Below are 24,926 nucleotides of genomic sequence, written 5' to 3' on the forward strand. Positions count from 1 at the left end.
GGGGCTGCGCGCAAGACGCGAGGTGACGAAGGGGAAATCTACCACTCCGCTCCACCGGCGCCGAGCCGCTGCACCTGAAACCCTTCGGCCGTCAGCGCGGCTTCGATCTCCTGCGCGTGGGTCTGGTCGCGGGTCTCCATGGTGAGGTCGAGGCGCGTGCCCTTGGCTGGCACGTCGAGGAAGGTGCGGCGGTGATGCACCTCCAGAATGTTGGCGCCCATCCGGCCGAGCAGGGTGGTGATGCGCCCCAGCGTGCCGGGCCGGTCCACCAGCGTCAGGCGGAAGGACACCACGCGTTGATCCCGCTCCAGCTCGCGCATGAGGATGGCGGCGAGCACGCGCGGGTCGATGCTGCCGCCGGAGAGCACCAGCCCCACCTTGCGGCCCCGGAAACGCTCCGGTTCCGTGAGCAGGGCTGCGAGCCCGGCGGCGCCGGCCCCTTCGGCCAGCGTCTTCTGCAGGGTGAGCAGTGCATTCACCGCCCGCTCCAGCGCGGATTCCTCCACCAGCATCACGTCGGAGACGAGGGCGCGGATGATGGGCAGAGTGAGGGCGCCGGTGTCGCGCACGGCAATGCCCTCGGCCAGTGTCGGCCCGCCGCTTGGGCGGGCCGTGCCCGTGAGCGCCGACCAGACCGCCGGATAGAGCGCCGCCTCCACGCCGATCACTTGCGTCTCCGGCGAACGGGCCTTGAACGCGAGCGCCATGCCGGAGATGAGCCCACCGCCGCCCACCGGCACCAGCACGCAGTCCAGCAGCGGGGCATCCTCGATCATCTCCAGCGCGAGGCTGCCCTGTCCGGCGATGACGAACGGATCGTCATAGGGATGCACGAACACCCGGCGCTCGGCCCCGGCGATCTCCCGCGCCTTCAGCCCAGCCTCGGCGACGCCCTCGCCATGCAGCAGCACGTGGGCGCCATAGGCTTCGGTGGCCAGCACCTTCACCTGCGGTGTGGTCTCCGGCATGACGATGGTGGTGGAGATGCCGAGCCGCGTGCCGTGATAGGCCAGCGCCTGCGCATGATTGCCGGCGGACATGGCGATGACGCCGCGCCGTGCCTCGTCCGGCGTCAGCTGCACCAGCCGCGCCACCGCCCCGCGCTCCTTGAAGCTGGCGGTGGTCTGCACATTCTCATACTTCACATAGACGTCGGCACCCGTGAGCTGCGAGAGGCGCGGCGCCCGCAGCACCGGCGTGCGCACCACGGCGGCGGACACCAGCGGGCGGGCCGCCTCCACATCGGCGAAGGTCACGGGAAGGCGGGACGCATCGAGGGTGGCAGATGGCCGGTCCATTGCGTGCGATCCCTCAGGCGTAAAAGACATCAGACCTCCCGCCGCCGCGGGCCGGTGAGGCCATTGGGGCGCAGCAGCAAGGCGAGGCCCAACAGGGCATACATCACCACATCGCGGTAAGCGATGTCGAAGGCCGAGGACCAGAGCCCTTCCAGCAGCCCGATGGCGAGGCCGCCCAGCGCCGCGCCCATCACCGAGCCGACACCGCCGAGGATGGCGGCGGCGAGGCTCTTCAGGGTGAGCGGCAGGCCGAAGGCGGCATCCACGCTGCCGAACACCAGCACCAGCATGGCCCCGCTCAAGCCGGCCAGCGCGCCGGATATGAGGCAGGTCTGGCTGATGAGCCGTTCCGGCGCGATGCCGCACAGCGCCGCCATGCGTGGATCGTCCGCCATAGCGCGCCAGTTGCGCCCGAAGGCGCTTGCGCGCATGGCCATGACGACAAAGCCCACCGCACCGCCTGTGGCGGTGATCGCCACCAGGGCGGCGGGGGTGATGGTGGCCGCGAAGGCGGGCGAGCCGGCAAGCGGGATGGAGGCGTGGAGCAGAGGCGGCAGCCAGCCGGCGGTGACGCTCCGTTGCAGGGTGAGGGCCTCGCGCAGTGCGAGCGCGAGGCCGATACTGGCGATCAGCACGCCCTGGCCGCCATTCTGCCGGTCCCGGAAGCGCCGGAGCATGAAGTGCCCGATCAGCAGCGCCCACGCCGCCGAGGTGGCCATGGCGGCCAGCACGCCGATGACCAGATGCCAGAGCGCGAGCGGGCCGAACAGCTCGGCCGCGCCGGTCATCACCAGCATGGCCGCCCCTCCCGTGACCGCCACCTCGCCGATGGCGAGCACGATGCGGCCGGTGAGCCCGTGGAGAAGCGTGAAAGCCGTGGCGAGCGCCGCATACAGCGCCATGGGCGCCAGCGCATTCAGCCCCTGCTGGAGCCCATAGGCAGCTTCCGGCCCGAGCAGGAAGAAGGGCGCGGACGGCACGCTGAGCGGGCTGGCCTCCGTGTCCAGCCACCAGCGCTTGAGGATCATCAGCCGCACCGGGCTCAGCTCGCCATCGGCGGTGCGCAGGCCGGTCAGCTCCAGCCGCTCCGGCCCGTTGGCGGCGGCGAAGCGGCAGGTGATGGAGGCGGTGAAGGGATGGGCGCGGCCAGGTTCGCGCGCCTGATAGGACAGGCGCACGCCGATGGCCTTGCCGCGCGCGGGGGCTGCCGCGCTGCGGACGATGGCGGTGCCGTCGGGATGAAGGGCCGGTGCGGCGCGCGCACAGATGTCGGCCTGGTCCGCATCCACCACCCGCCCGCACCCCGCCAGACAGAGCAGGGCGGCGAGGAGCAGGCCGATACGGCGCCCGGTCACGCCCCTGCGGAGAGGCGCTCGGCCACGCGCGGCGCGAAATAGGTGAGGATGCCGTCGGCGCCAGCACGCTTGAAGGCCATCAGTCCTTCCTCCACCACGCGGCTGCCGTCGAGCCAGCCATTGCGGATGGCGCCCTCGATCATCGCATACTCACCGGACACCTGATAGGCATAGGTGGGCAGGCCGAAGGCTTCCTTCAGGCGATAGACCACGTCCAGATAGGGCAGGCCGGGCTTCACCATCAGCATGTCCGCGCCTTCCTCCACGTCGAGAGCGGCCTCGCGGATGGCCTCGGCGCCGTTGGCCGGGTCCATCTGATAGGTGCGCTTGTCGCCGATCAGGGTCTTGGAGGTGCCGATGGCATCGCGGAACGGGCCGTAGAAAGCGGACGCATACTTCGCCGCATAGGACATGATCTGCACGTCGGTGAGGCCGGCGGCGTCGAGGCCGATGCGGATGGCGCCGATGCGGCCGTCCATCATGTCGGAGGGCGCGATCACGTCGGCGCCGCACTGGGCCTGCACCACGGACTGGTGCACCAGCAGGTTCACCGTCTCGTCATTGAGGATGCGCTCACCGTCCATCACGCCGTCATGGCCGTGGCTGGTGTAGGGGTCGAGCGCCACGTCGGTGATGAGGCCGACCTCCGGCACCCGCGCCTTGATGGCGCGCAGCGCGCGGCAGACCAGATTGTTCTCGTTCAGCGCCTCGCTGCCGGTCTCGTCCCGCAGGCCCGGCTGGGTGTAGGGGAACAGCGCCAGCGCCGGAATGCGCAGCTTCGCCGCCTGCTCGGCCGCGCGCACCGCCTCGTCCACGGTCAGGCGCTCCACGCCGGGCATGGAGGGGACGGCCTCGCGGGTCTTCTCGCCTTCCATCACGAAGATCGGCCAGATCAGGTCGTCGACGGTGAGGGTGTTCTCGCGCACCAGCCGGCGCGACCAGTCGCTCTTGCGGTTGCGGCGCAGGCGCGTGGCGAGATCGAGCGGCTGTCCACCGCCGGGCGCCGCTGCGGGATCCACGGGGCGGAGGCGTGCGGGGGAAAGGCTCATGGTCTCGTCTCGCTGCTGCGGGCCGGCCGAAACGGGGCCGGGGGCAAGTGTCATCGCCGTCTGGACGCCGGAGGCCATCCGAAAAGGAACGGCGCTTCCGCTCGGTAAGTCTTGCGGCGTGCGCCTTTATAACCTCTCAAGGGTGGAAGCGCGAGATGCGCCCTGAGCGCGGCTGCGTTGACGCTGGCGCGTGCGGCGTCTAACCCTGCCGCCACGCCAAGCGGTCGGTTTCTCCACCGCATCGTCACCGTATCATCCCGATCGGCACCAGAACCGAGGAGCGAACGTGACCACCGAGCCTGAAGTTCTGTTCGAGCGCCGGGGTGAAGCCGGCATCATCACCCTCAACCGGCCGAAGGCGCTGAACGCGCTCACCCAGGGCATGGTGCGGGTTATTGATCCGCAGTTGCGGGCATGGGCCACGGACGGCGCGGTGACGCGGATCATCCTCAAGGCGGTGGGTGAAAAGGCCTTCTGCGCCGGCGGCGACGTGCGCCAGCTCTACGATCTGGGCCTTGCCGGGCGGCAGGCGGAGTCGCTTGCTTTCTGGCGTGAGGAATATGTCCTCAATCACCTTATCGGCACCTATCCCAAGCCGTTCGTCTCGCTGATCGACGGCATCTGCATGGGCGGCGGTTTCGGTCTTTCCGCCCACGGTACCTATCGGGTGGGCGGCGACCGCTATCTGTTCGCCATGCCGGAAGTGAACATCGGCCTGTTTCCGGACGTGGGCGGCACCCATGTGCTGCCGCGCCTGCCGAATGCCGCCGGCGTGTATCTCGCCTTCAGCGGCAACCGCATCCGCACCGCCGACGGCCTTCATGTGGGCCTTTTGACGCATGCGGTTCCCTCAAGCGGCATGGCCGCGCTGGAGGAGGCTCTGTGCGCGGGGGGCGATGTGGCCGCCACGCTGGCCACCCATGCGGCCGATCCCGGCCCGGCGCCCCTGAAGGCACGCGCGGCATTCATCGCCGAGGTGTTTGTCGGCGCGGATGTGGCAACCGTGCTCGCCCGCCTCGACGCCAAGGCGGCGCAGGAAGGGGCGGACGGCGATTTCGCCCGCGAGCTGCGCACCGCCCTCAACGCCAAATCGCCCACCAGCCTTCATATCGCCGCCGAACAGATGAAGCGCGGCCCCGCGCTGGACCTTGCCGGCGCGCTCAAGGCCGAGTTCCGCGCCGTGACACGGGTTGCGCACGGTCGCGATTTCTACGAAGGCGTACGCGCGCAGCTGGTGGACAAGGACAACGCACCCCGCTGGACGCCCGCGGCGCTGAACGACATCGACCCCGCCGTCATTGCGGCGCATTTCGATCCCATCCCTGATGAACTGGAATTTCCGGCCCCGCCCGCATGAGCCAATACGATCCCATCGATGCCAGTGCCCGCGCCCATATGGAGCGCCTCACCCCTTGGCGCCGCCGCCTCGTCTTCTTCCTGCGCGCGGTGGCCTTCTTCCTCATTCTGGAAGGCATCTACCACTGGGCGGTGATCTGCGGCATCGGCGAGGCCAATGAGGCGCGGTTCGAGAACCTGCCCACGGCCTCGCAGGGGATCGTGATCTGGTCGGCCATCGTCGCGCCCATCGCCGGCGTCGGCCTGTGGCTGGGCGCGGGCTGGGCGGTGGTGTTGTGGCTGTTCGCCACCGCCACGCAGGTGGTGTTCGGCGTGTGGGCGCCGGACGGCATCGGCCGCCTGCTGGTGCTGACCCTGTTCGAGGCGGCGCTCGTGGTGGCCTACGCCATTATCTCCATCCGAGCCGCCCGCGAGAGCGATCAGGACTGACGCGGGCTCAAGGGTTTCTGCCGTCACGGCAGCGTTGCGGAACCAGCTTCGGACCGGAATGGTTTTCACTGCGGCACCTAGGAGGCCGCAATGAAGACCTTTCTCAACGCCAACGCGCGTGCCGCTCCCGCGTTCATCTTTGCGGCGATCCTGTCCTTCGCCGTGACGTTCGCCATGTTGTGGAGCCCGCCCACCGCCACGGCCCAGCTCACCGGCACCCTGTCCGGCCCGCGCTTCGTGGAGACGGCGGGCGTGGCGGGCCTGTTCGAGATCGAATCGAGCAAGCTGGCGCTGGAGCGCAGCAAGAGCCCCGAAATCCAGAAATTCGCGCAGGAGATGGTGGACGATCACACCAAGATCGCCGCCGATCTGAAGCGCGCCGCCACGTCCGCCAATGGCGACGTGCCCGTGCCGTCCGCCCTCGATGCCGAGCATGAGGCGATGATCCGCAAGCTCAAGGCCGCCACCGGAACCGACTTCGATACGCTTTATGTGGCGATGCAGACCACCGCCCATGAGGAGGCCGTCGGCCTGTTCGGCGCCTTCGCCAAGGATGGCGACCAGACCGCGCTGAAGAGCTTCGCCGCCGACACGCTGCCTATCCTCCAGAAGCATCTGGAGCATGTGCGGATGATCCAGCTGAAGACCTGACGCACCAGCGTCAGGCCTTCCCGCCGGAGATCAGAGCGTCACCGTCCGCAGCTCGGTGTCGCGGATGTCCTCGTCGTCCGGGCCGCCATCGCGCCACATGATGAGCGCGAAGCCGACGCCCGGCGTCATGCAGGTCAAGGGATAATGCCAGGCGCCCGCTGCCAGCGTGATGCCCTGATGGGGGGAGGGCAGGAAGGCGCGCAGGCCGTCCATGTCCGCCGCGCCATCCTTGTCCGGCGCCACGATCACCAGCCAGTCAGCCGGCGCCATGGCGATGAAGCTCTGCGAGGAGAAGACGTGCCGCTCCATGAGGCGCACCTCCAGCGGCAGCCGCGTCAGCGGCGGCAGCGCGATGGAGATGCTGGGCGCGGCGTGGGGGCGCAGGTTCAACAGCTGCCCGTCGAAATAATCCCGCTGGCCGGGCTCGGCGGGTGCCTCGATCACACCGCCGAAAGGCGCGAACGCCTCGGGGGTAAGCTTCTCTGCCTTGATGATCATGCCGCCTTCGCCACCCCGGCCAGAGCCAGCACCGTGTGCAGCAGCACATTGGCGCCCGCCGCGCAGTCGGCCTGCGTGGCATCCTCCAGTTCGTTATGGCTGACGCCGTCCTTGCAGGGCACGAAGATCATGGCCGCCGGCATGATCTGGTTGAGGTTGCAGGCATCGTGCCCGGCCCCCGAGACCATGGGCCGGTTGCTGTAGCCGAGCGCTTCGGTGGCCTCGCGCACGGCGCTGATGATCTTTGGATCAAAATGCGTCGGCTCCTTGCGCCAGACGATCTCCAGATCGATCTCCACGCGCGGGCGGTGGCTGCCGATGTCCTTCACGGCGGCGGCGAAGGTCTCGCCCAGTGCCTTCAGCGTATCGCTGTCGGAGGAGCGGAACTCGCAGGTGAAGCTGACCTCGCCGGGGATCACGTTGCGCGAGGGATTGGCGATGGTCACTTCGCCCACCGTACCCACTGCATTCGGCCCCAGCTCGCGGGCGATCCGCTCCACGGCGAGCACGATCTCGGAGAAGGTGGCGAGCGCATCGCGGCGCAGCGGCATGGGGGTGGTGCCCGCATGGCTTTCGAAGCCGGTGATGCGGCCATCATACCAGATGATGCCCTGACCATGCTCCACTACGCCGATGGTCTTCGCCTCGGCTTCGAGGAGCGGCCCCTGCTCGATGTGCAGTTCCACGAAGGCCCCGAACTTCTGGGTGCCAACGGCATCCGGCCCGTCATAGCCGATGGTCTTGAGCGCCTCGCCCACGGTGATGCCCTCGCCATCCCTGCGGGCGAGGATGTTCTCCACGGTGAAGTCGCCGGCATAGGCGGCCGAGCCCATCATGGCCGGGGCATAGCGGGAGCCTTCCTCATTGGTCCAGTTGGCGACGCACAGCGGGGCGTCGGTCTCGATGCCGGCATCATTGAGCGTGCGCAGCACTTCCAGCGCGGCCAGCGTACCCAAAATGCCGTCGAACTTGCCGCCGGTGGGCTGGGTGTCGAGATGCGAGCCGAGGCCGATGGCCGCCTTGGAGGGATCGCGGCCCGGCCGCAGCGCGAACATGTTGCCCAGCGCATCCACGGTCACGGTGCAGCCGGCGTCCTCGCAGGCCTTGCGGAACCAGTCGCGGACGATGCGGTCTTCCTCGCTCAGCGTCAGCCGGCGCACGCCGCCCTTGGGCGTGCCGCCGATCTCAGCGGTTTCGAGGATGGCACCCCAGAGACGGTCGCTCTGGATCTGGAGATTGGACGGCGTATCGGTCATCAGCTCACCGGAACGGTTTCTTCTGCGAGAACGCACCTTACGACCCTGTTGGGTCCAAGTTCCACTGCCGGCGGCAATTGTGTGCGGCATATGGGCCGGACGTGCGAACAGCGGGGTGCGAAGGAACAGGAGGCGGGCGCCTCCGACAGCGAGGGCGGCGTGCCCGGAATGGTTTCCAGCCGCTGGCCGCGCTTGGCGCCGTGCACGGTGGAAGCCAGAAGACCACGCGGATAGGGATGGCGGGCATCGCGCACGATGTCGCGCAAGGACCCGGTCTCCACGATCTGGCCGGCATACATGACCGCCACCCGGTCGCAGATCTCGATGGCGACGCCGATATCGTGGGTGACGAAGATGACCGACATGCCCATCTCCTTCTGCAGCTCGCGCAGCAGCAGCAGGATCTGGATCTGCACGGTGGCATCGAGCGCGGTGGTGGGCTCGTCCGCAAGCAGCACCTGCGGGCGGCAGGCCAGCGCCAGCGCGATCATGGCGCGCTGCCGCATGCCGCCGGACATTTCGTGCGGATAGGCATCCAGCCGGCGCTTGGCGGAGGGGATGCGGACCAGCTCCAGCATCTCCAGCGCCCGCGCGCGGCCGGTGGCATGGCTCGCGCCCTCATGGCGCACCACGGATTCCGTGATCTGGTCGCCGATGGTGTAGACCGGATCGAGCGCCAGCGCCGGCTCCTGGAAGATCATGGAGACGGTGCGCCCGCGAAAGGCGGAGAGCGTGGCGTCGTCCATGGCGAGCACGTCCTGCCCGGCCACCTTGATGCCGCCGGTGATCTGCGTGCGCTTCTTCGGCAGCAGGCGCATGAGCGCGCGGAGCGTCACGCTCTTGCCGGAGCCGGACTCGCCGAGCAGGCCCAGCACCTGGCCCTCGGGGATGGAGAGCGAGACGCCGTTGACCGCATGCACCGTGCGCTCGCCGGTGAAGCGGATGGTCAGATTGTCGATCTCGATGAGCGGCGGCTTATTGGCCTCAGTCATGCGGGCAGCTCCGGCGCGGCGAGATGGAAATCGGTGTTGCGCTGGAAGTCGGCACCGATGCGCAGCAGCACGTCTTCCGCGAACGGGCGGCCGATGAATTGCATGCCGATGGGCAGGCCGCTTGCCGTGCGCCCGGTGGGCACCACCAGCGAGGGCAGGCCGAGATAGTTCACGGGACGCGTGAAGCGGGTGATCACCTGAATGGCGGCCTCCGCGTCCGGCGCGCCGCCCACGTCCGTGTCCGCCAGCGTCGGGGCTGGCGTCGGGCAGACGGGGGCGAGGATGGCATCCACGCCGGCAACGGCCGCGAGGTGCGCCTGAAGCGCCGGGCCACGCCAGCGCAGCGCCTGCTCATAGGTCACGCCGGAATAGGCGAGGCCGTTCTCCAGCCGCGCGCGCACCAGCGAGGAATAATCGTCCGGGCGGTCCTTCAGCCACGGCAGATGGATGGCGGCGGCCTCCACCGCCAGCAGCGTCTGCGAGGCGGCGGAGAGCTGCATCTGGTCGGGCAGGGTGATGGTGATCACCTTGGCCCCGACGCGGGTGAGGGTGGCGATGGTGGCGTCCAGCGCCTGCGCCGTCTCGCCGTCTATGTCCTCCACATAGAAGGCGGACGGGATGCCGATGGTGAGGCCGGCCAGCGTGCCCCGCGTGGCCGCCATATAGTCCGGCACCGGGCCACCGAGCGTGGTCGGATCGGCGTCATCCGCGCCTGCCGTGAGGGCGAGCAGCAGGGCTGCGTCCTCGGCGGTGCGAGTGAGGAAGCCGATGGTGTCCAGCGAGTGGGAGAGCGGCATGGCGCCGGCCCGGCTCACCCGGCCCACCGTGGTCTTCAGGCCCGTGGTGCCGCAGAAATGCGCGGGCATGCGCACCGAGCCGCCGGTGTCCGAGCCCAGCGCCGCGAAGGTGAGGCGCGCCGCCACCGCCGCTCCCGAGCCGGACGAGGAGCCACCCGGCACATGGGCGACGTTCCACGGATTGTGGCAGTCGCCGAAATGCGCGTTATGGCCGGTGGGGCCATAGGCGAACTCCACCATGTGCAGCGTGCCGAGCCGTACCGTGCCCGCCGTCTTGATGCGGGCGAGCGCTGTAGAGGTGGTGTCGGGAGCGAAATCGCGGCGGATCTTCGAACCGCAGGTGGAGATGTGGCCGGCGTCGTAAAACATGTCCTTGTGGGCCAGCGGCACGCCGTGCAGCGGGCCAAAGTTTTGGCCACTCGCCAGCGCGGCGTCCGCCGCATCCGCCCCCGCCAGCGCCGTCTCGGGCTCGATGGCGATGAAAGCATTCAGATGCGGTTGCCACGCCCCGATGCGCGCGAGACAAGCCTCGGTTGCCTCGCGGGAGGAGATGCGCTTGCCAGCGATGGCGTCTGCGATGCCGGTGAGCGTCAGGTCGGTGATGGCGCTCACTTGCCCGCCTCCTTGGGCTTCTGGACGGCGAGGAAGGTCGCCGGTTCCAGATCGAAGGGCAAAGCCTGCGCGATGGGCGCGAACGTGGTGAGCGCGGGCGTGATGGCGCGCGCCATGCGCGCGGCGGTTTCGGGCGGGACAGTGATGCCGGCGGTGCGGGTGCTGGCGGCGGCATCCTCGGCGGTCGGAACATAAGTCATGCGGACATCTCGAAGGAGGCGGGGGCGCGGGTGTGGCCGGAGCCGGGGATCACCATGTGACAGGCGGCCTGATGACCATCCGGCGTCACCTGCGAGAGGCGCGGCACGGTGGAGATGCAGACGTCCTCACAGAAGCCGCAGCGGGTGTGAAAGCGGCAGCCGGAGGGCGGGTCGATGGGGTTCGGCGGATCGCCCGTGATGGGCGCCGTTTCGGTGCGCAGGTCCGGGTCGCTGGCCGGCATGGCGGCGAGCAGGGCGCGCGTATAGGGATGGGCCGGGCTGTCCCAGACCGAGTCCACCGGCCCCAGTTCCACCACCTGCCCGAGATACATCACCAGCACGCGGTCGGAGATGTAGCGCACCACGTTCAGATCATGGCTGATGAACAGATAGGTAAGGCCGAACTCGCGCTTGAGGTCCATGAGCAGGTTGAGCACCTGCGCTTCAACGGACTTGTCCAGCGCCGAGACGCTCTCGTCCAGAATGACGAGGCGCGGGGACAAGGCGAGCGCGCGGGCGATGTTCACGCGCTGGCGCTGGCCGCCGGAGACCTCATGCGGATAGCGGTTGGCGAAGGTCTCGGGCTTCAGGCCCACCTTGCCGAGCAGATCGCGCGCCAGCGTGCGGGCCTCATTGTCCGCCATGCCGTGGACCCTGGGGCCGAAGGCGATGCTCTCCTCGATGGTGAGGCGCGGATTGAGCGAGGCGTAGCTGTCCTGGAACACCATCTGCATGGCGCGCCGCAGCTCGCGCAGGCTCATGGCCTCGCCCACCAGCTGGCCGTCGAAGATGATCTCGCCGGCATTGCGCGGCATCAGCTGCATGAGCAGGCGCGCGGTGGTGGACTTGCCGCATCCGCTCTCGCCGACGATGCCCACCGTCTCGCCCTTGGCGACGGCGAAGGACACGTCGTCCACCGCCTGCACCACCTTCTTCTTGGCGAACAGGCCGCCGCCGACAGGAAAATGCTTGGTGAGGCTTTTGACCTCCAGCAGGGGCTGGGCGATGCCGCCGACGTCTTCGAGTTGCTCGAGCATGTCAGTTCCTGATGTCCATGGCGCTGCGCAGTCCGTCGCTCAACAGGTTGAAGCAGATGGACACGGCGAAGATCATCACGCCCGGCATGGCGGCCACCCATGGGTTCACATAGATGGCGGTGCGCAGCGTGTTGAGCATGAGCCCCCATTCGGGCTCCGGCGGCTTGGTGCCGAGGCCGAGGAAGGAGAGGCCGGCGGCAAGGATCATGGAGACGGAGATGAGGCCGGTGGCATAGACGAAGATAGGCCCCAGCACGTTGCCCAGCATGTGCACGCGCATGATGGTCATGGCCCCCGCGCCGGACGCCCGCGCGGCATCCACGAAATCGAGGTTGCGCACGCTTGTCGTCACGCTCTCCGCCACGCGGGTGATCTGCGGCACGAAGACGATGGTGAGCGAGACGATGGAATTGACCACGCCCGCGCCCAGCACGCCGGAAATGGCGATGGCGAGCAGCACCGATGGGAAGGCGTAGAACACATCCACCGTACGCATGATGGCGGTGTTGGCCCAGCCGCCGGCATAGCCGGCGATGAGGCCGAGGCCGGTGCCGATGATGAAGGCCAGCACCACGGGGAGGATGCCGATGAGGAGCGACAGCCGCCCGCCGTAGATCAGGCGGGCGATCATGTCGCGGCCGAGCTCGTCGGTGCCCAGCGGATAGCCCGGCGTGCCGATGTGGCGCAGCCGGCGCACCATGGAGCCCTGATAGGGATCGGCCAGATGCAGATAGGGCGCGAAGATCGCGGCCAGCAGGATGGCGAGCAGCACGAAGGCGCAGAACATGCTCACCTTGTCGCGCACGAGGCGGCGCCCGACGGTGGCCCAATAGCCGCGCGCGTTCTGCACGGGGGCGGCCTGAAGCGTGGTGTCCACGGCGCTCATGTCAGGCCCGCTTGATACGTGGGTCGATGGACGCCTGGGCGATATCGACCACGAGGTTGAGGAAGACGAAGAACAGCGCCAGAATCAGGATCGTGCCTTGCAGCAGCGGCAGGTCGCGCTGGAAGATGGCCGAGTTGAGCAGGAAGCCCGTGCCCGGCCAGGAGAACACCGTCTCGATGAGGATGGAGCCGCCGAGCAGGTAGCCGAGCTGGAGGCCCATCACCGCGACGGCGGTGGGGGCGGCATTCTTCACCACATGGCGGAACACGCGGGTTTCCTTCAGCCCCTTGGAGCGCAGCGCTTCCACGAAATCCTGAGAGAGGATGTCGCCGGTGAGCGCACGGATGGTGCGCGTCACGATGCCCATGGGGATCACCGACATGGTGATGGCGGGCAGGACGAGGAACTGGATGTGCGCCCAGTCCCATTTCCAGTCGGCCGAGCCGCCGGGGCCGGCGCCCACCGCCGGCAGCCAGCCGAGGGTTACTGAGAAGATGATCACCATCACCATGCCGAGCCAGTAATGGGGCACGGAGACGCCGGCGACCGCGATGGAGGTGGCCAGCTTGTCCAGCCAGGTGTCGCGGAAATAACCGGCGACGAGGCCGAAGAAGACGCCGAGCGTGAAGCCGATCACGGAAGCCGCGCAGGCCAGCATGAAGGTGTTCTTCACCGCATTCATCACCTCGGTGAAGACCGGCCGGCCGGTGGCGATGGAATTGCCGAGATCCAGATGCACGGCCTTCCAGAGCCAGAGCCCGAACTGCACCGGCAGCGGCCGGTCGAAGCCATAGGCGGCGCGCAACTGGGCGGCCAGTTCCTGCGAGGCATCGGCGGGCAGGATCGCCACCAGCGGGTCGCCGGGGGTGATGTGGACGAGGAGGAAGCACACCAGCGCGACGCTGATGACGATGGGGATCACATAGACGATGCGTCTGGCGATGTAGGCGAGCAACGGACCACCCTTGGTGGGGAGAACGGGAATTTCCGCGGAACGGGAAACCCTCTCCCGCTTGCGGGGGAGGGCAGGGAGGGGGCACGGCGGGCCCTCTCGGGTTTTGCAGCGCGTGGGGTTAGGAGGAAGGAGGGCCAGCGCCCGGTCTTCCCCCTCCCCAACCCTCCCCCGCAAGCGGGGGAGGGCTCTTGAAAGGTTCTCCCCCGCAAGCGGGAGAGGGGGCTGGCTGCACCCGGCCGAAGCGTCTCTATTCAGCAGTCGCTCAGGGCGCGACCACCACGGGCGAGAAATCCACGAACCAGCTCTTGGGCTGCACGAGGCCGGAGACCTTCGGGCTCAGCGCCCGCGGGCCGACGTCGTGGGCCACATAGAGGAAGGCGGCATCGTCCACGGAGGCGGCGTGCAGTTCCGCAAGAGCTGCGTCACGTCCGGCCGGATCGAAGGTGGAGCGCGCCTTCTTCACCAGTTCGTCGAACTTGGGGTTGTTGTTGAAGCCCCAGTTGTTCGAGGTGGGCGGAGCCATGCCGGATTGCAGGAAGCGCACCATGGCGAAGAAGGGGTCCATGGCCGCATAGGTCACGTTGATGGCGTTGGACCCGTTGGCAGTGGGGTCTTTCGCGCCGCGCCGCCAGTTGGTGAACAGCGTGTTCCACTCGATGACGTCCAGCTGCACGTCGAAATAGCATTCCGCCAGCGCCTGCTGGAGATACTCGTTCATGGGCAGCGGCAGCATCTGGCCGGAGCCGGAGGCCGAGGTCTGGGTCTTCACGGTGAGCTTCTTGGAGGGGCCGTAGCCGGCCTCCTTCATCAGCTTCTGGCCCTCGGCGAGATCGTACTTGATCTGGAAGGTGGGCTTGCCGCGCCACGGATGGCCGGGCTCCACCGTGCCGGTGGCGGGCACCATGAGGCCGGCCAGCAGGCCGTCCTTCATGCCGTCGCGGTCGATGCACAGGTTCGCGGCCTTGCGCACGCGGATGTCGTTCCACGGCGAGCCCTCGACGCGCGAGAACTGCCACGGCCAGACGTGCGGCTGCTCATTGGCCTCGATCTTCATGCCGCGTGCCTTCAGCTGCGGCAGAGCGTCGGGGGCGGGGGCCTCGATCCAGTCCACCTGGCCGGCCAGCAGGGCTGCGGTGCGGGCGTTGGCCTCCGGCATGGGCAGGAGCACCATCTTGTCGGTCTTGGGAACGCGGGCCTTGTCCCAATAGGCGTCGTTCTTCGCCAGCTCGAGGCGCTCGCGCGGCACGAAGCGGGTCATCTTCCACGGGCCGGTGCCCGAGGCATTGGCCGCAAACGCCGTCCAGGCGGCCTGCGACTTGGCCTTGGCGTCGGCACCCTGCGCGGCGTCGAACAGCTTCTGCCACTGGGCGGGGCTGGCCATGAACAGGTTGGTGAGATTGTAGGGCAGGAAGCTGTCCGGCTCCTTCGTCACCAGCTCGACGGTGAGATCGTCGATCTTCTTCGCGGAGGCCAGCGTCGGCATGCGCGAGGCGGTGACGCCGACCTGAGAGGCGTCATATTGCGGGGCGCTCTGGTTGAGCACCTTGTCCACGTTCCAGACCACCGCATCGGCATTGAAGGGCGAGCCGTCGTGGAAGGTCACGCCGGGGCGCAGCTTGAAGGTCCATTTGGTCTTGTCGGCGTCGTCCACCTTCCATTCGGTGGCAAGGCCCGGGATGAGCACGGACGGCTTGGTGGCCGAGGAGAGATCCCAGTTGACCAGCGGGTCATACATGGTGAGGCCGGTGAAGCGATTGCCTTCGAACCCCTGATCGGGCTGGCCGAGGGTGCGCGGAATATCCGCCGCCGTCATGCCGATGCGCAATGTGGTCTCGGCAGAGGCGGCCCCGGACAGGAGGCAGCAGCCGGCCAGCAGAGCTGCGGCAACATGCAGGGATGAACGACGAACGGTGGTGTTGGAAACGGCGAGCCTCTTGGGAATGGTCAGCATGTGGCAATGTCCCCTCTGGTTCGAGCCATTCCAAAGCAACCCTCGTGCCAGTCCGGTGGACGTTACGTCAGGTGGCGCCGGAGCGGACAATCCCTCGACAAACCGTCGATAAATTGAATTTGTGCCCAATTATTAGGCGAGCCTGCGCGGCAGGCGGCATGGATTGCATGCATGTGGCGCGAGCCGGTTGCAGCGGCGGCGTTTTTCCCGTCGAGGGGGCGTCGGGAGGCTGCGGTAGCGGGCGAATGGTCATGGGGCTTCCGGTCGCATCCGGAGCCCGCCTGCCGAAGGTGTTGACCTTGTGATGAGCTGTCCCGGATTGCCGCGTCATAGCCGGCTTGTCCGGCTCAGCCCTTCCGCTATCCTGCCGGAAGAGCAGCGGTGTGTTTCGTGACCGCTGGTTCAAGAACTGGCGCCGGATCAACGGTGTCGAGGGGAATGTGTTCAGGGATCGTCGCGCCGGACAAACCGGCGCGCCAGCAGCGGAAGGATGCGTAATGGGTGGGTCAGCGAAACTGCCGGGTCAGGCAGAAGGCCAGTTGATCGAGGCCCTCGGCGTCATCGAGACCACCGAGACGGACCATGTGGTGCGGTGGGATGGCACGATGCTCTATGTGGAGCATGACGTCTTTCACAATGGACAGCTCGTCCATTCCAAATACAAGCGCCGCGTCTCGCGCGAGGTGGCGCGGGCGCTTTCGGACATGCTGCGCGAGCATCATTAGAACGCGTTCCGATCAGCCTGCCATGCAGGCTGATCGGAAAAGCCTTCTCCATCAAAGCTTCAGGGCCTGATCCGGCGCGGCGGTGCCGTGCCGGATCGCCTCCCGTCTCCGATCCGGACCCCGCCATGCCCCCCGATCTGAAACCCCATCCCCGCCGGAGGCTCGCCCATGGTTGAGGCGCGCGACGCGGCAGGGGACGCGGCAGGGGCGGCATCGGCCGTGGGCCGCCTGCGATTGGGCGTCATCCTGCCGCCGGGCGAGGTTCCTGTCTGGGTGCTGCGCCTGCTGGATGACATCGCCGCCGGGCAGGTGGCGCAGGTGGTGGCGCTCACCCGCTCGCCCGCGACCTCTCCCGTCCTGCCGGCGCTCGCGCAATATGTGGCGGAGGATCAGGCGCGCACGGCCGAGGCGCCGGACCCGTTGGCGCTTCAGCCTCTCGCCCTCGCCGCGCCCCTGTCGCGCGATCTGGAAAGCGTCGGCCCGCTGGATCTGGTGCTCGATTTCGGCACCGGGGCGGGCACGGAGCTGCTGTCGCCGCCGCTCGGCGTCTGGTCGCTGCGCTTCGGCGGCGAGCGTCCCGTGCCGGGTGGGCAGGCATTGTTCCGCGAGGTGGCGCAGGGCGCGCTCCATTGCGATCTCGTGCTGCTGATGCAACCGCGCACCGGCAAGCCGGTGGTGCTCTCGCGCTCAACGACCCATGTGAACGACCGCTCGCTCTGGCGCACCGCCGCGCCCGTGGCGTGGAAGGCGCGCGCGCTGGTGCGCCGCGCGCTGGAGCGTCTGCACAGCCTCGGCCGCGATGCTTTCCTCGCCGACGTGCGGGCCAGTGTGGACCAGACCCTGCCGCCGGAACCCAAGCCGGTCACATCGGCCGAGTTCACTTTGTTCCGCGCCCGTTATCTGTTCCGCCGCTTCCTGGTGCCCTATGTGCTGGTGCGCGATCAGTGGCGCATCGGCATCCGCCGCAAGGCGGCGGGCGATCCGCCGTGGGGCAGTGCCGCATGGGCGAAGGGGTTCCGCTTCATCGAGGCCCCGCCCGGCCGCTTCTATGCCGATCCCTTCCTGTTCGAGACCGGCGGAAAGACCTTCCTGTTCTTCGAGGACTGGGACTGGGCGCAGCATTATGCCGTCATCTCGGTGGCCGAGGTGGCGCAGGACGGCACCATCGGCCCGGCCCGCCTTGCGCTGGATACCGGCACCCATCTCTCCAATCCGCTGGTCTTTGCCCATGAGGGCGAGATCTACATGATCCCCGAGACGCTGGCCCGGCGCCGGGTGGAGGTCTATCGCGCGGCCGAATTCCCCACCCAGTGGGATCTCTATTGCCTGCCCATGGAGGACACGGACATCGTGGACCCCTGCGTCATGCGCGAGACCCGTGCCGATGGCAGCGAGGGTTGGCTGATGTTCGCCGCCGCGCTGGATTTCGGCGGCTCGGGCTGGGATGAGCTGCACATCTTCCGGGCCGACGAACTCTGCGGCCCCTGGCAGCCGGTCGGCCCGCAGCCCGCGCTCTCCGACGTACGCTGCGCGCGGCCGGGCGGGCGCATGTGGATGAAGGACGGCGTGCTGCATCGCCTCACCCAGAATTGCGCCGGCGGCTATGGCGCGGGCCTCGGCCTCTATGCGGTGGAGAGACTGGACGAGACCGGCTATCGCCAGCGCCCCGTGGCCGAGGTGAATGCCTTCGACTTCGGCATGAACGGCGTCCATGCCTATGATGCCACGGACAAATTCGAGGTGGTGGACGGGCGCCACTATCAGGCGGTGCGCGGCGGGCGCAACTGGTACTGGCCCTTCCCCCGCTGGTTCGGCAAGCATTGAGCGTCAGGACGCATCGAGACCATGGCCACTTCCATCCTCTGGCAGCCCGAACTCGCCGACCTTCGTCATCTGCCGGGCATCCGCGATCTTTATGAGATCACCTGGGGCGTGAAGGTCTCCGAGGATTTCCTGCGCTGGAAGCTGTTCGACGGCCCCTATGGCCCGCTCGCCTCCGTGGCGCTGGTGGGCGAACAGGTGGTGGGCCTCTATGCGGTGATCCCGACCCCCATGCTGCTGGACGGCGAGCCGATCATGGGCGCCCAGTCCGTGGACACCATGACCCATTCCGATCACCGGCGGCAGAACATGTCGGTGACGCTGGCGCGCCATTGCTATGCGGAAGGCGCGCGGCGCGGCTATGGGCTGGTCTATGGCCTGCCCAACGAGAATTCCTACCCCATGTTCATGACCAAGCTGGACTGGCGGCATCTGGACGAGATGGCCCGCATGGTCCGGCCGCTGGCGGTGCCGAAGCGCATTCCCGCTCTTGTTGCGCCGCTGCTCGACAAGGTCATCGCCCTGCAGGTTCGGATGGCCGGAACGGCGGGCGAATGCGTGGTGGAGAAGGTGACGCCGCAGACCCCGTTTCCGACGCCCCGGCCCGTGCCCTCTCAGGCCCGCTGCCGGGTGAACCACACGCCGGACTGGTTGCGCTGGCGCTATGGCGCCGAACCGGGCGGCTCCTACGAGCGGCTCGTTCTGGGCGCGCCCGATGCGCCGGATGCGATCGCCGTCTTCGACCTGCCGTCCGACGACAACGACCCCGGCGGCCGCCCCCTGCTGCGCATCAACGCCTTGCTGGGCTCGGACGAGGCCCGGCTTGCTGCGATCCACGAGTTGCTGCGCATTGGCATCGCGCGGCGCGCGCGCTCGGCCTTCTTCTTCACCAGCGATCCGCAGACGCAGACACTGCTTCGCCGCGCCGGCTTCGTGTCACGCTCCACCATGCCGCTGTGTTTCGGCGCCTTGGCCCGGCCCATGGACGGCCTGCCGGTGGCGAAGGGCGAGATGGCGATCGAGGGCGGGGACCGGGATTGAGGCGCGCGCCTGCGGAACGGTGCAGGGGCGCGGGGCATTTCTGAAGGTCAGCGCAAAACGCAAAAAAGACGGAAGGAAGCGCCATGCCAACCCCCAAGAACACGATCTGCATCTGGTACGATAAGGACGCCGAGGCCGCCGCCCGCTTCTATGCGGAGATTTTTCCCGACAGCTCCGTGGATGCCGTCCATCGCGCCCCGAGCGACTATCCCTCCGGCAAGGCGGGGGATGTGCTGACAGTGCTGTTCACCGTGGCCGGCGTGCCGTGCCTTGGGCTCAATGGTGGGCCGGCGTTCAAGCATACGGAGGCCTTCTCCTTCCAGATCGCCACCGATGATCAGGCCGAGACCGATCTCTATTGGGATGCCATCATCGCCAATGGCGGGCAGGCGAGCGCCTGCGGCTGGTGCAAGGACAGATGGGGCATTTCCTGGCAGATCACGCCGCGCGTGCTCACCGAGGCGCTGGCCGTCGGTGGCGAGGAAGCCAAACGGGCGTTCGAGGCGATGATGGATATGACCAAGATTGACGTCGCCGCCATCGAGCGGGCGCGGCGCGGATGATTTTTCCGCGTTTCCTCCTTGCCGTTCTGCTGGTGGCACTGACCGCGCAGGCCCCCGCCCGCGCGGCGGATGCCGCTTTCACGGCCTTCATCGCCTCGCTCTGGCCGGAGGCGCAGGCGGCGGGCGTGTCGCGCGCCACGTTCGAGCGCGAGACGCGCGGCCTTGAGCCCGATTACAAGCTGCCCGACCTCGTTCTGGGCGGTCGCCCGGCCACGGGCGCGCGGGCGCAGCCGGAATTCGTGCAGGTGCCGGCGGACTATGTGAAGGAAGCCACCATCGCCCGCCTCGCCAACGAGGGGCGGCGGCTCATGCAGCAGCATCGCGCGGCGCTGGAGGAGATCGAGCGCCGCTTCGGCGTGCCGGCCTCCGTGGTGCTGGCCATCTGGGGGCGGGAGACCGATTTCGGCCGCTACACCTCGCCTTATGATGCTCTGCGCGTGACGGCGACGCAGGCCTATGTGGGCCGCCGCAAGGAGCAGTATCGCACCGAATTCATCCTCGCCCTGAAGATCCTCGACGAGGGCGTGGTGAGCCGCAAGGCGTTTCGCGCCTCATGGGCGGGGGCAACAGGCCTGACCCAGTTCCTGCCCTCGGACTATTATGCCCATCGCGTCGATCTCGATGGCGACGGGCGGGCGGACATCTGGGGCTCCGTGCCCGATGCGCTAGCCTCCGCCGCCAGCCAACTGGTGGGCAAGGGCTGGCAAGGCGGCGTGCGCTGGGCCTATGAGGTGCGCCCGCCGGCCAATGCGGATTGCACGCTGGCGGTGCCCGAGGTGCAGGCCAGCCTTGGCGAGTGGCTGAGAGCGGGGTTCGTGCCGGTGCGCGGGCAGAAGCTCTCGGCGGCCGAGCAGGCGCAGCCGGCCTCGCTGCTCCAGCCGGAGGGGCTCTATGGCCCGTCCTTCCTTGTCACGAAGAATTACTTCGTGATCAAGGAGTACAATTTCTCCGACCTCTATGTGCTGTTCGTGGGCCATCTCGCCGACCGCATGAGCGACCCAAAACCCTTCGCCACCCCATGGTCCGCCTCGCGCCAGCTGCACACGTCTTCGGTGGAAGCGATGCAGACCCATCTGGCGGGGCTCGGCCTCTATAAGGACAAGGTGGATGGCAAGGCGGGCATGCTCACCCGCTCCGCGCTCGGCGCCTATCAGAAGCAGGCCGGGCTGAAGGTGGACTGCTGGCCGAGCGAGAGCGTGCTGCAATCCATGCGCGCGGCGCGCTGAAGGCAGGGAGCGCCAGCGTCATGCCGCACCATGACGGAGGGCGCGCAGGCAGGCGGGGCATCATCCTCATCCTCGTTGCCGCCTGCGTGCTGTCCGCCGCGCCCGCGAAAGCCCAGCGCGCGGGCGAGGCCATGGATGATGCGCTCTGCCGGCTGATCGAGGATGCGGCCAAGGCCAACGCTCTGCCGGTGCCGTTCTTCACCCGGCTGATCTGGCAGGAGAGTTCGTTCCGCCTGTGGGTGGTCAGCTCCAAGGGGGCGCAGGGCATCGCGCAATTCATGCCGGGCACCGCCGCCGAGCGCGGGCTGGCCGATCCCTTCGATCCCGAAGCCGCATTGCCCGCCTCCGCCCATCTGCTGGCGGACCATGCGCGCGCCTTCGGTAATCTCGGCTTGGCGGCGGCGGCCTATAATGCGGGGCCGGGGCGGGTGCAGGCGTTTCTTGCCGGCCGCTCCGGCCTGCCGTCGGAAACCCGCGCCTATGTGCTGGCCATCACCGGGCGCAGCGCGGAGGACTGGAAGCAGGCGGGGCGGGACACGAAGGCCGGGGATGCCGTCCCGGCAGAGGGCTGCCGCACGGTGGTGGCCGCGCTCCGGCGCGGGGCAGGGACGAGTGGCGTAGTTGCCAATGCGGAATTCTCGCCCTGGGGCATTCAGGTGGCGGGCGCGGTGTCGAAGAGCGCCGCTCTGGCGGCCTATCAGCGGCAGGCGAAGGCGATTTCGGCGGTGTTCGCCGACACCCAGCCCATGATCATCGGCACGCGGCTGGCGGGGCGGGGGCGCGCGCCCTTCTACCGGGTGCGCATGCCGGCGCAGACCCGTCAGGAGGCCAATGCGGCCTGCACCCGCCTGAAAGCCGCGGGCGCGTCCTGCATTGTGCTGGCGAACTAGCGCCTCACGGCTTCTTCGGCAGGTTCTGCGGTACGATGGACGAATGGATGATGTCCATGATCCGGCTGAGCCCTTCCGGCGTTCCGCCGCCGTTGACGCTGTCGAGGTCCGCATCGGTCAGTGACCGCACGCCGTCGGCGGACGTGGACCGAGTCGCGTCGATGATGGCGTCGGCCTCGGCCTCGGACAGTGCGATGCCATGGCCGGCGGCATAAGCCTGCAAGGTGTGCGCATCCGCAAGGCCGGCTGAAAGCGCGCGGGCACCTTCGTCGTTCTGCGATAAGCCGCCGACATGGTGGACGAAGTCAGCAATCGGCATCGAATTCTTCCTGCACATGGGGCGGCCAAGGGGCGGCGTGATCGCGCCTCAGCCACCAACCCCTTGATCGTATGCCATCAAGCTTGCCCGGAGGCGGTCCCGGTGTCCGGTCGTTCCAACCGCAGCGGGCGGGTGCCGATGGGCGCGCCGGTGGCGCGGTCCACCACCATGGGGTCCACCGGCGCGCCGGTTTCCGCATCCACCACCCGGCTCAGGGGGCCGTCGCCCACATGGGCGCGCGCCCAGCCGGCGATGACGAACAGAACGGGCAGGAAATCACGCCCCTTCGCCGTCAGCACATACTCCTCGCGCGGCGGGCGCTCGGAATAAAGGCGCTTCTCCAGGAGCCCCTCCTCGGACAGCGCCTTCAGGCGGCCGGTGAGGATGTTGGGGGCGATGCCGAGGCTGGCGCGGAACTGGTCGAAGCGCGTCAGCCCGAAGCCCGCATCCCGCAGGATCAGCATGCTCCACGTGTCGCCCACCACGCTCAGTCCACGGCCCACGGGGCAGACGCCCGTGCGAAGTTGATTTTTGTCCATTGCAAAATGATAGTGATGTGCGTAGCTTTTTGCAAGCGACCCATTCCGGGCCGATCCGGAGTATCCCCAATGACCACTCTTTCCACGCTCGCCGGCACCGCCCTCGTCACGGGTGCCTCCACGGGTATCGGCGCCGTCTATGCCGATCGCCTCGCCCGGCGCGGCCATGATCTCGTCCTCGTTGCCCGCGACGTGGCACGCATGGAGGCACTGGCGACACGCCTGCGCGCCGAAACCGGCCGCACCGTCGAGGTGCTGCCCGCCGATCTCGCCACGCAGGAGGGGCGGGCGCGCATCGCCGGCCGCCTCGCCGATGACGCGGCCATCAGCGTGCTGGTGAACAATGCCGGCCTCGCGCTGGAAGGCGATCTGCTGCAGAACGGCACGGAGGATCTGGAGCGTCTGGTGTCGGTCAACGTCACCGCGCCCACCGTGCTCGCGGCCGCCGCCGCAAAGGCATTTGCCGCACGGGGGGCGGGGGCCATCATCAATCTGTCCTCGGTGCTGGCGCTGGCACCGGAACTGTCCGGCAGCGCCTATAGCGGCTCCAAGGCCTATGTGCTGAACCTCTCGCAGAAGCTGGCCCTCGTGCTGAAGGACACCGGCGTGCGCGTGCAGGCCGTGCTGCCCGGCGCCACCCGCACCGAGATCTGGGAAAAGACCGGCACCGACATCGACGCCATCCTGCCCGGCAAGGTGATGGCCGTGGGGGATCTGGTGGATGCCGCGCTGGCCGGCTTCGATGCGGGCGAGGTGGTGACGATTCCCCCGCTCGCGGACGAGGGCCTCTGGACCGCCCATGAGGCGGCCCGCATCGCTCTGCTGCCCAACCTCTCCGAGCGCCTGCCCGCCGAACGCTATCGGGTGCCCGTGGCGGCGTGAGGCGCGGGACGGCTCGCCGGCAGAGGCGAGCCGTCGCTCACTTCACCCGCAGGAAGCGCGCGGCATCGAAGGCGGCGTCGCGGGCGGCGTTGGCATTGGGGGCGAGCAGGAAGGCCGTGCCCTGCTGGCACAGCGCCTTCAGGCGCTGGTCCTTCTCCCGCGACAGCATGGCGTCGGAGGTGAGCAGCCGGGCCCTGGCGATGTTGCGGTAAGGCTGCGGAACGAGGGACGGGTTCGGCACCCGCTCGCGGAAAATCTGCCGCACGGAACGGACCAGTTCCGCCGTGTCCTTGGAGGCGGAGCCGGGGCGCTTCAGGTAGCGCGTGGAACAGACCGTGTCGCAATAGACCCGGCCCACCTCGCACAGCTTCAGCCAGAGGTCCCAGTCCTCGCCGATGCGGTAGCGGGTGTCGAAGCCGCCCACCTGATCGATGCTGCTCTTGCGCGCCATCACGGTCGAGGTGCCGCACACCGTCTCCGCCAGAATCATGGCGAAGGCGTCCTTGCCGAGGTCGAGCAGGCCGGTGCGCCCTGCGATCCAGCGCCGGAAATAGGGCCAGTAGGTGAACTGCCGGCCGAGCACCACGCCCTCCGGCGTCACGGATTCCACATCCGCGAAGGCGAGGCTGACGGAGGGATCGCGCTCCATCAGTTCCAGTCGCGCCTTCAGCACGCCGGGGAAGAACTGATCGTCCGCATCAAGGAAGGCGATGATCGGTGCCCGCGCCACGTCGAGGCCGGCATTGCGCGCGGCGGAGACGCCGGCAGGCTCGTGCACCAGCGGCGTGAGCAACGGATCGCGGGTCGCCATGTCGGCCAGGAAGGCGTCGGTGCCGTCGGTGGAGCCGTCGTCCACCACCACGATTTCCACGTCCCCGATGCCGTCGGGGCCTTCGCTCTGGGCGCGGATACTGGCGATGGCCGCCGGCAGATATTCGAGGCAGTTCCGGCTGGGAATGACCACGCTGAGGCGGGGCGTCATGCAAGGCTCCGAGGCCCGCCGGAGAGCGGACGATTGCAACTTGCGCGATGCTAAAGCGTCTTTCGGCCCTTTGGAAGCGGATCGCCGGTACTCACCCCGCCGCCATCCCCCCTTGCCTGAGGGCGGGCGCTTTGACCTGGCGTTTCGGTCGGCGGGCAAAGCTCTTTGTCAGGACAGCCGCGTGCAGGTGGGCGCTCCCGTGGGAGCGCCCGAAAACGCGAAGATTACTTCGGCGGCAGGGCGGTCGGCCCGCGGAAGGTGGCGACGTTGTGGAGCACGCCCGCGCCATAGCCGATGAACTCGGCGTTGGGGCAGGAGAAGGTGCCGCCCTTCAGCAGGTGGCCACCGACACGGTATTGGGTGCCCACGGTGAAATCGGCCCCCGGCGGCGGCACATTGATCGCAATGGTGATGCCGCCCGGAATCGTGGAGACCACCGCGCTGGCTCCGGAAAGAATGAGAAGTCCAAACTCGGACGCCACATGCACATCAACGGCATTGGCGCGGGGAATGGTTACAACATCAGCTTCAACAGTCATCGTTTCCCCCATTTGCAATGGGCAGCCGCCAACCCATGGCGGTGCCGGATGGGAGTAATACATCTTTTGGTTGTCTC

26 protein-coding genes are annotated in these 24,926 nt (G+C 68.2%); 10 read left to right on the plus strand and 16 right to left on the minus strand.

What is annotated here, in order from left to right:
• Positions 1 to 38: 38 nt before the first annotated feature.
• The 3 genes from IEW24_RS18120 to hemB are packed head-to-tail and all read right to left on the minus strand — an operon-like array spanning position 39 to position 3,702.
• Complete coding sequence (locus IEW24_RS18120) at positions 39 to 1,298, minus strand: threonine ammonia-lyase (RefSeq protein WP_188581196.1); 1,260 nt, start codon at positions 1,296 to 1,298, stop codon at positions 39 to 41.
• A 29-nt stretch (positions 1,299 to 1,327) separates the two neighbouring features.
• On the minus strand, positions 1,328 to 2,653 hold the full coding sequence (locus tag IEW24_RS18125) for a branched-chain amino acid ABC transporter permease (protein ID WP_188581198.1): 1,326 nt from the start codon (positions 2,651 to 2,653) through the stop codon (positions 1,328 to 1,330).
• Positions 2,650 to 3,702: a porphobilinogen synthase gene (hemB, locus tag IEW24_RS18130; RefSeq protein WP_188581199.1), complete on the minus strand. Its 1,053-nt coding sequence runs from the start codon at positions 3,700 to 3,702 to the stop codon at positions 2,650 to 2,652. Before hemB ends, IEW24_RS18125 begins: the two co-directional genes overlap by 4 nt.
• A gap of 286 nt (positions 3,703 to 3,988) precedes the next feature.
• On the opposite strand from hemB, the gene IEW24_RS18135 reads away from it, so the two are divergent.
• From IEW24_RS18135 to IEW24_RS18145, 3 genes are all read left to right on the plus strand, one after another.
• Positions 3,989 to 5,059, plus strand: coding sequence for an enoyl-CoA hydratase/isomerase family protein (locus IEW24_RS18135; protein ID WP_188581201.1), 1,071 nt, complete (start codon positions 3,989 to 3,991; stop codon positions 5,057 to 5,059).
• Positions 5,056 to 5,487, plus strand: coding sequence for a DUF6163 family protein (locus IEW24_RS18140; RefSeq protein WP_188581203.1), 432 nt, complete (start codon positions 5,056 to 5,058; stop codon positions 5,485 to 5,487). Before IEW24_RS18135 ends, IEW24_RS18140 begins: the two co-directional genes overlap by 4 nt.
• Before the next feature lie 90 nt (positions 5,488 to 5,577).
• A complete protein-coding gene (locus IEW24_RS18145; RefSeq protein WP_188581205.1) occupies positions 5,578 to 6,138 on the plus strand; it encodes a DUF4142 domain-containing protein in 561 nt (186 codons plus the stop codon).
• A gap of 30 nt (positions 6,139 to 6,168) precedes the next feature.
• Here the strand turns inward: IEW24_RS18145 and IEW24_RS18150 are convergent, their stop codons facing one another.
• From IEW24_RS18150 to IEW24_RS18190, 9 genes are all read right to left on the minus strand, one after another.
• Complete coding sequence (locus IEW24_RS18150) at positions 6,169 to 6,636, minus strand: ureidoglycolate lyase (RefSeq protein WP_188581207.1); 468 nt, start codon at positions 6,634 to 6,636, stop codon at positions 6,169 to 6,171.
• Positions 6,633 to 7,892 (minus strand): Zn-dependent hydrolase, encoded by a 1,260-nt coding sequence (locus IEW24_RS18155; protein ID WP_188581209.1) that lies wholly within the window; start codon positions 7,890 to 7,892, stop codon positions 6,633 to 6,635. The genes IEW24_RS18150 and IEW24_RS18155 overlap by 4 nt, the downstream gene beginning before the upstream one ends.
• Positions 7,892 to 8,884, minus strand: coding sequence for an ABC transporter ATP-binding protein (locus IEW24_RS18160; protein ID WP_188581211.1), 993 nt, complete (start codon positions 8,882 to 8,884; stop codon positions 7,892 to 7,894). Before IEW24_RS18160 ends, IEW24_RS18155 begins: the two co-directional genes overlap by 1 nt.
• Positions 8,881 to 10,293 (minus strand): amidase, encoded by a 1,413-nt coding sequence (locus IEW24_RS18165; RefSeq protein WP_188581213.1) that lies wholly within the window; start codon positions 10,291 to 10,293, stop codon positions 8,881 to 8,883. The genes IEW24_RS18160 and IEW24_RS18165 overlap by 4 nt, the downstream gene beginning before the upstream one ends.
• Positions 10,290 to 10,493, minus strand: coding sequence for a hypothetical protein (locus IEW24_RS18170; protein ID WP_188581215.1), 204 nt, complete (start codon positions 10,491 to 10,493; stop codon positions 10,290 to 10,292). The genes IEW24_RS18165 and IEW24_RS18170 overlap by 4 nt, the downstream gene beginning before the upstream one ends.
• Positions 10,490 to 11,530, minus strand: a complete 1,041-nt coding sequence (locus IEW24_RS18175) for an ABC transporter ATP-binding protein (protein ID WP_188581217.1) — start codon at positions 11,528 to 11,530, stop codon at positions 10,490 to 10,492. Before IEW24_RS18175 ends, IEW24_RS18170 begins: the two co-directional genes overlap by 4 nt.
• A gap of 1 nt (position 11,531) precedes the next feature.
• Positions 11,532 to 12,416 (minus strand): ABC transporter permease, encoded by an 885-nt coding sequence (locus IEW24_RS18180; protein ID WP_188581219.1) that lies wholly within the window; start codon positions 12,414 to 12,416, stop codon positions 11,532 to 11,534.
• 1 nt (position 12,417) lies between these two features.
• Complete coding sequence (locus IEW24_RS18185; protein ID WP_188581221.1) at positions 12,418 to 13,371, minus strand: ABC transporter permease; 954 nt, start codon at positions 13,369 to 13,371, stop codon at positions 12,418 to 12,420.
• 262 nt (positions 13,372 to 13,633) lie between these two features.
• Complete coding sequence (locus tag IEW24_RS18190; RefSeq protein ID WP_188581223.1) at positions 13,634 to 15,322, minus strand: ABC transporter substrate-binding protein; 1,689 nt, start codon at positions 15,320 to 15,322, stop codon at positions 13,634 to 13,636.
• A gap of 497 nt (positions 15,323 to 15,819) precedes the next feature.
• On the opposite strand from IEW24_RS18190, the gene IEW24_RS18195 reads away from it, so the two are divergent.
• The 6 genes from IEW24_RS18195 (at position 15,820) to IEW24_RS18220 (ending at position 21,588) form a co-directional block, all read left to right on the plus strand.
• Entirely contained in the window at positions 15,820 to 16,047 is a 228-nt protein-coding gene (locus tag IEW24_RS18195) for a hypothetical protein (RefSeq protein ID WP_188581225.1), read from the plus strand.
• Positions 16,048 to 16,215: 168 nt separating this feature from the next.
• Complete coding sequence (locus IEW24_RS18200) at positions 16,216 to 17,871, plus strand: glucosamine inositolphosphorylceramide transferase family protein (protein ID WP_188581227.1); 1,656 nt, start codon at positions 16,216 to 16,218, stop codon at positions 17,869 to 17,871.
• A gap of 21 nt (positions 17,872 to 17,892) precedes the next feature.
• Complete coding sequence (locus IEW24_RS18205; protein WP_188581230.1) at positions 17,893 to 18,909, plus strand: GNAT family N-acetyltransferase; 1,017 nt, start codon at positions 17,893 to 17,895, stop codon at positions 18,907 to 18,909.
• An 83-nt stretch (positions 18,910 to 18,992) separates the two neighbouring features.
• A complete protein-coding gene (locus IEW24_RS18210) occupies positions 18,993 to 19,472 on the plus strand; it encodes a VOC family protein (protein WP_188581232.1) in 480 nt (159 codons plus the stop codon).
• On the plus strand, positions 19,469 to 20,698 hold the full coding sequence (locus tag IEW24_RS18215) for a lytic murein transglycosylase (protein ID WP_188581233.1): 1,230 nt from the start codon (positions 19,469 to 19,471) through the stop codon (positions 20,696 to 20,698). The genes IEW24_RS18210 and IEW24_RS18215 overlap by 4 nt, the downstream gene beginning before the upstream one ends.
• A 20-nt stretch (positions 20,699 to 20,718) precedes the next feature.
• Positions 20,719 to 21,588 (plus strand): lytic transglycosylase domain-containing protein, encoded by an 870-nt coding sequence (locus tag IEW24_RS18220; RefSeq protein WP_188581235.1) that lies wholly within the window; start codon positions 20,719 to 20,721, stop codon positions 21,586 to 21,588.
• Positions 21,589 to 21,592: 4 nt separating this feature from the next.
• On the opposite strand, the gene IEW24_RS18225 is transcribed toward IEW24_RS18220, so the two are convergent.
• Positions 21,593 to 21,907, minus strand: a complete 315-nt coding sequence (locus IEW24_RS18225; RefSeq protein ID WP_188581237.1) for a hypothetical protein — start codon at positions 21,905 to 21,907, stop codon at positions 21,593 to 21,595.
• Between the two features lie 77 nt (positions 21,908 to 21,984).
• Positions 21,985 to 22,446 (minus strand): winged helix-turn-helix transcriptional regulator, encoded by a 462-nt coding sequence (locus tag IEW24_RS18230; protein WP_188581239.1) that lies wholly within the window; start codon positions 22,444 to 22,446, stop codon positions 21,985 to 21,987.
• A 69-nt stretch (positions 22,447 to 22,515) separates the two neighbouring features.
• Here IEW24_RS18230 and IEW24_RS18235 point away from each other — a divergent pair, with 69 nt between their 5' ends.
• The gene (locus IEW24_RS18235; RefSeq protein WP_188581242.1) at positions 22,516 to 23,328 is read left to right on the plus strand and encodes an SDR family NAD(P)-dependent oxidoreductase; all 813 of its coding nucleotides are present in this window, start codon (positions 22,516 to 22,518) and stop codon (positions 23,326 to 23,328) included.
• A gap of 37 nt (positions 23,329 to 23,365) precedes the next feature.
• Here the strand turns inward: IEW24_RS18235 and IEW24_RS18240 are convergent, their stop codons facing one another.
• Together IEW24_RS18240 and IEW24_RS18245 are read right to left on the minus strand one after the other, a co-directional pair.
• On the minus strand, positions 23,366 to 24,310 hold the full coding sequence (locus IEW24_RS18240) for a glycosyltransferase family 2 protein (protein WP_188581244.1): 945 nt from the start codon (positions 24,308 to 24,310) through the stop codon (positions 23,366 to 23,368).
• Between the two features lie 224 nt (positions 24,311 to 24,534).
• Positions 24,535 to 24,849, minus strand: a complete 315-nt coding sequence (locus IEW24_RS18245) for a hypothetical protein (protein WP_188581246.1) — start codon at positions 24,847 to 24,849, stop codon at positions 24,535 to 24,537.
• Between the last annotated feature and the right edge of the window lie 77 nt (positions 24,850 to 24,926).

The sequence above is a fragment of the Azorhizobium oxalatiphilum genome (genome assembly GCF_014635325.1).
GTDB classification, from domain to species: domain Bacteria; phylum Pseudomonadota; class Alphaproteobacteria; order Rhizobiales; family Xanthobacteraceae; genus Azorhizobium; species Azorhizobium oxalatiphilum.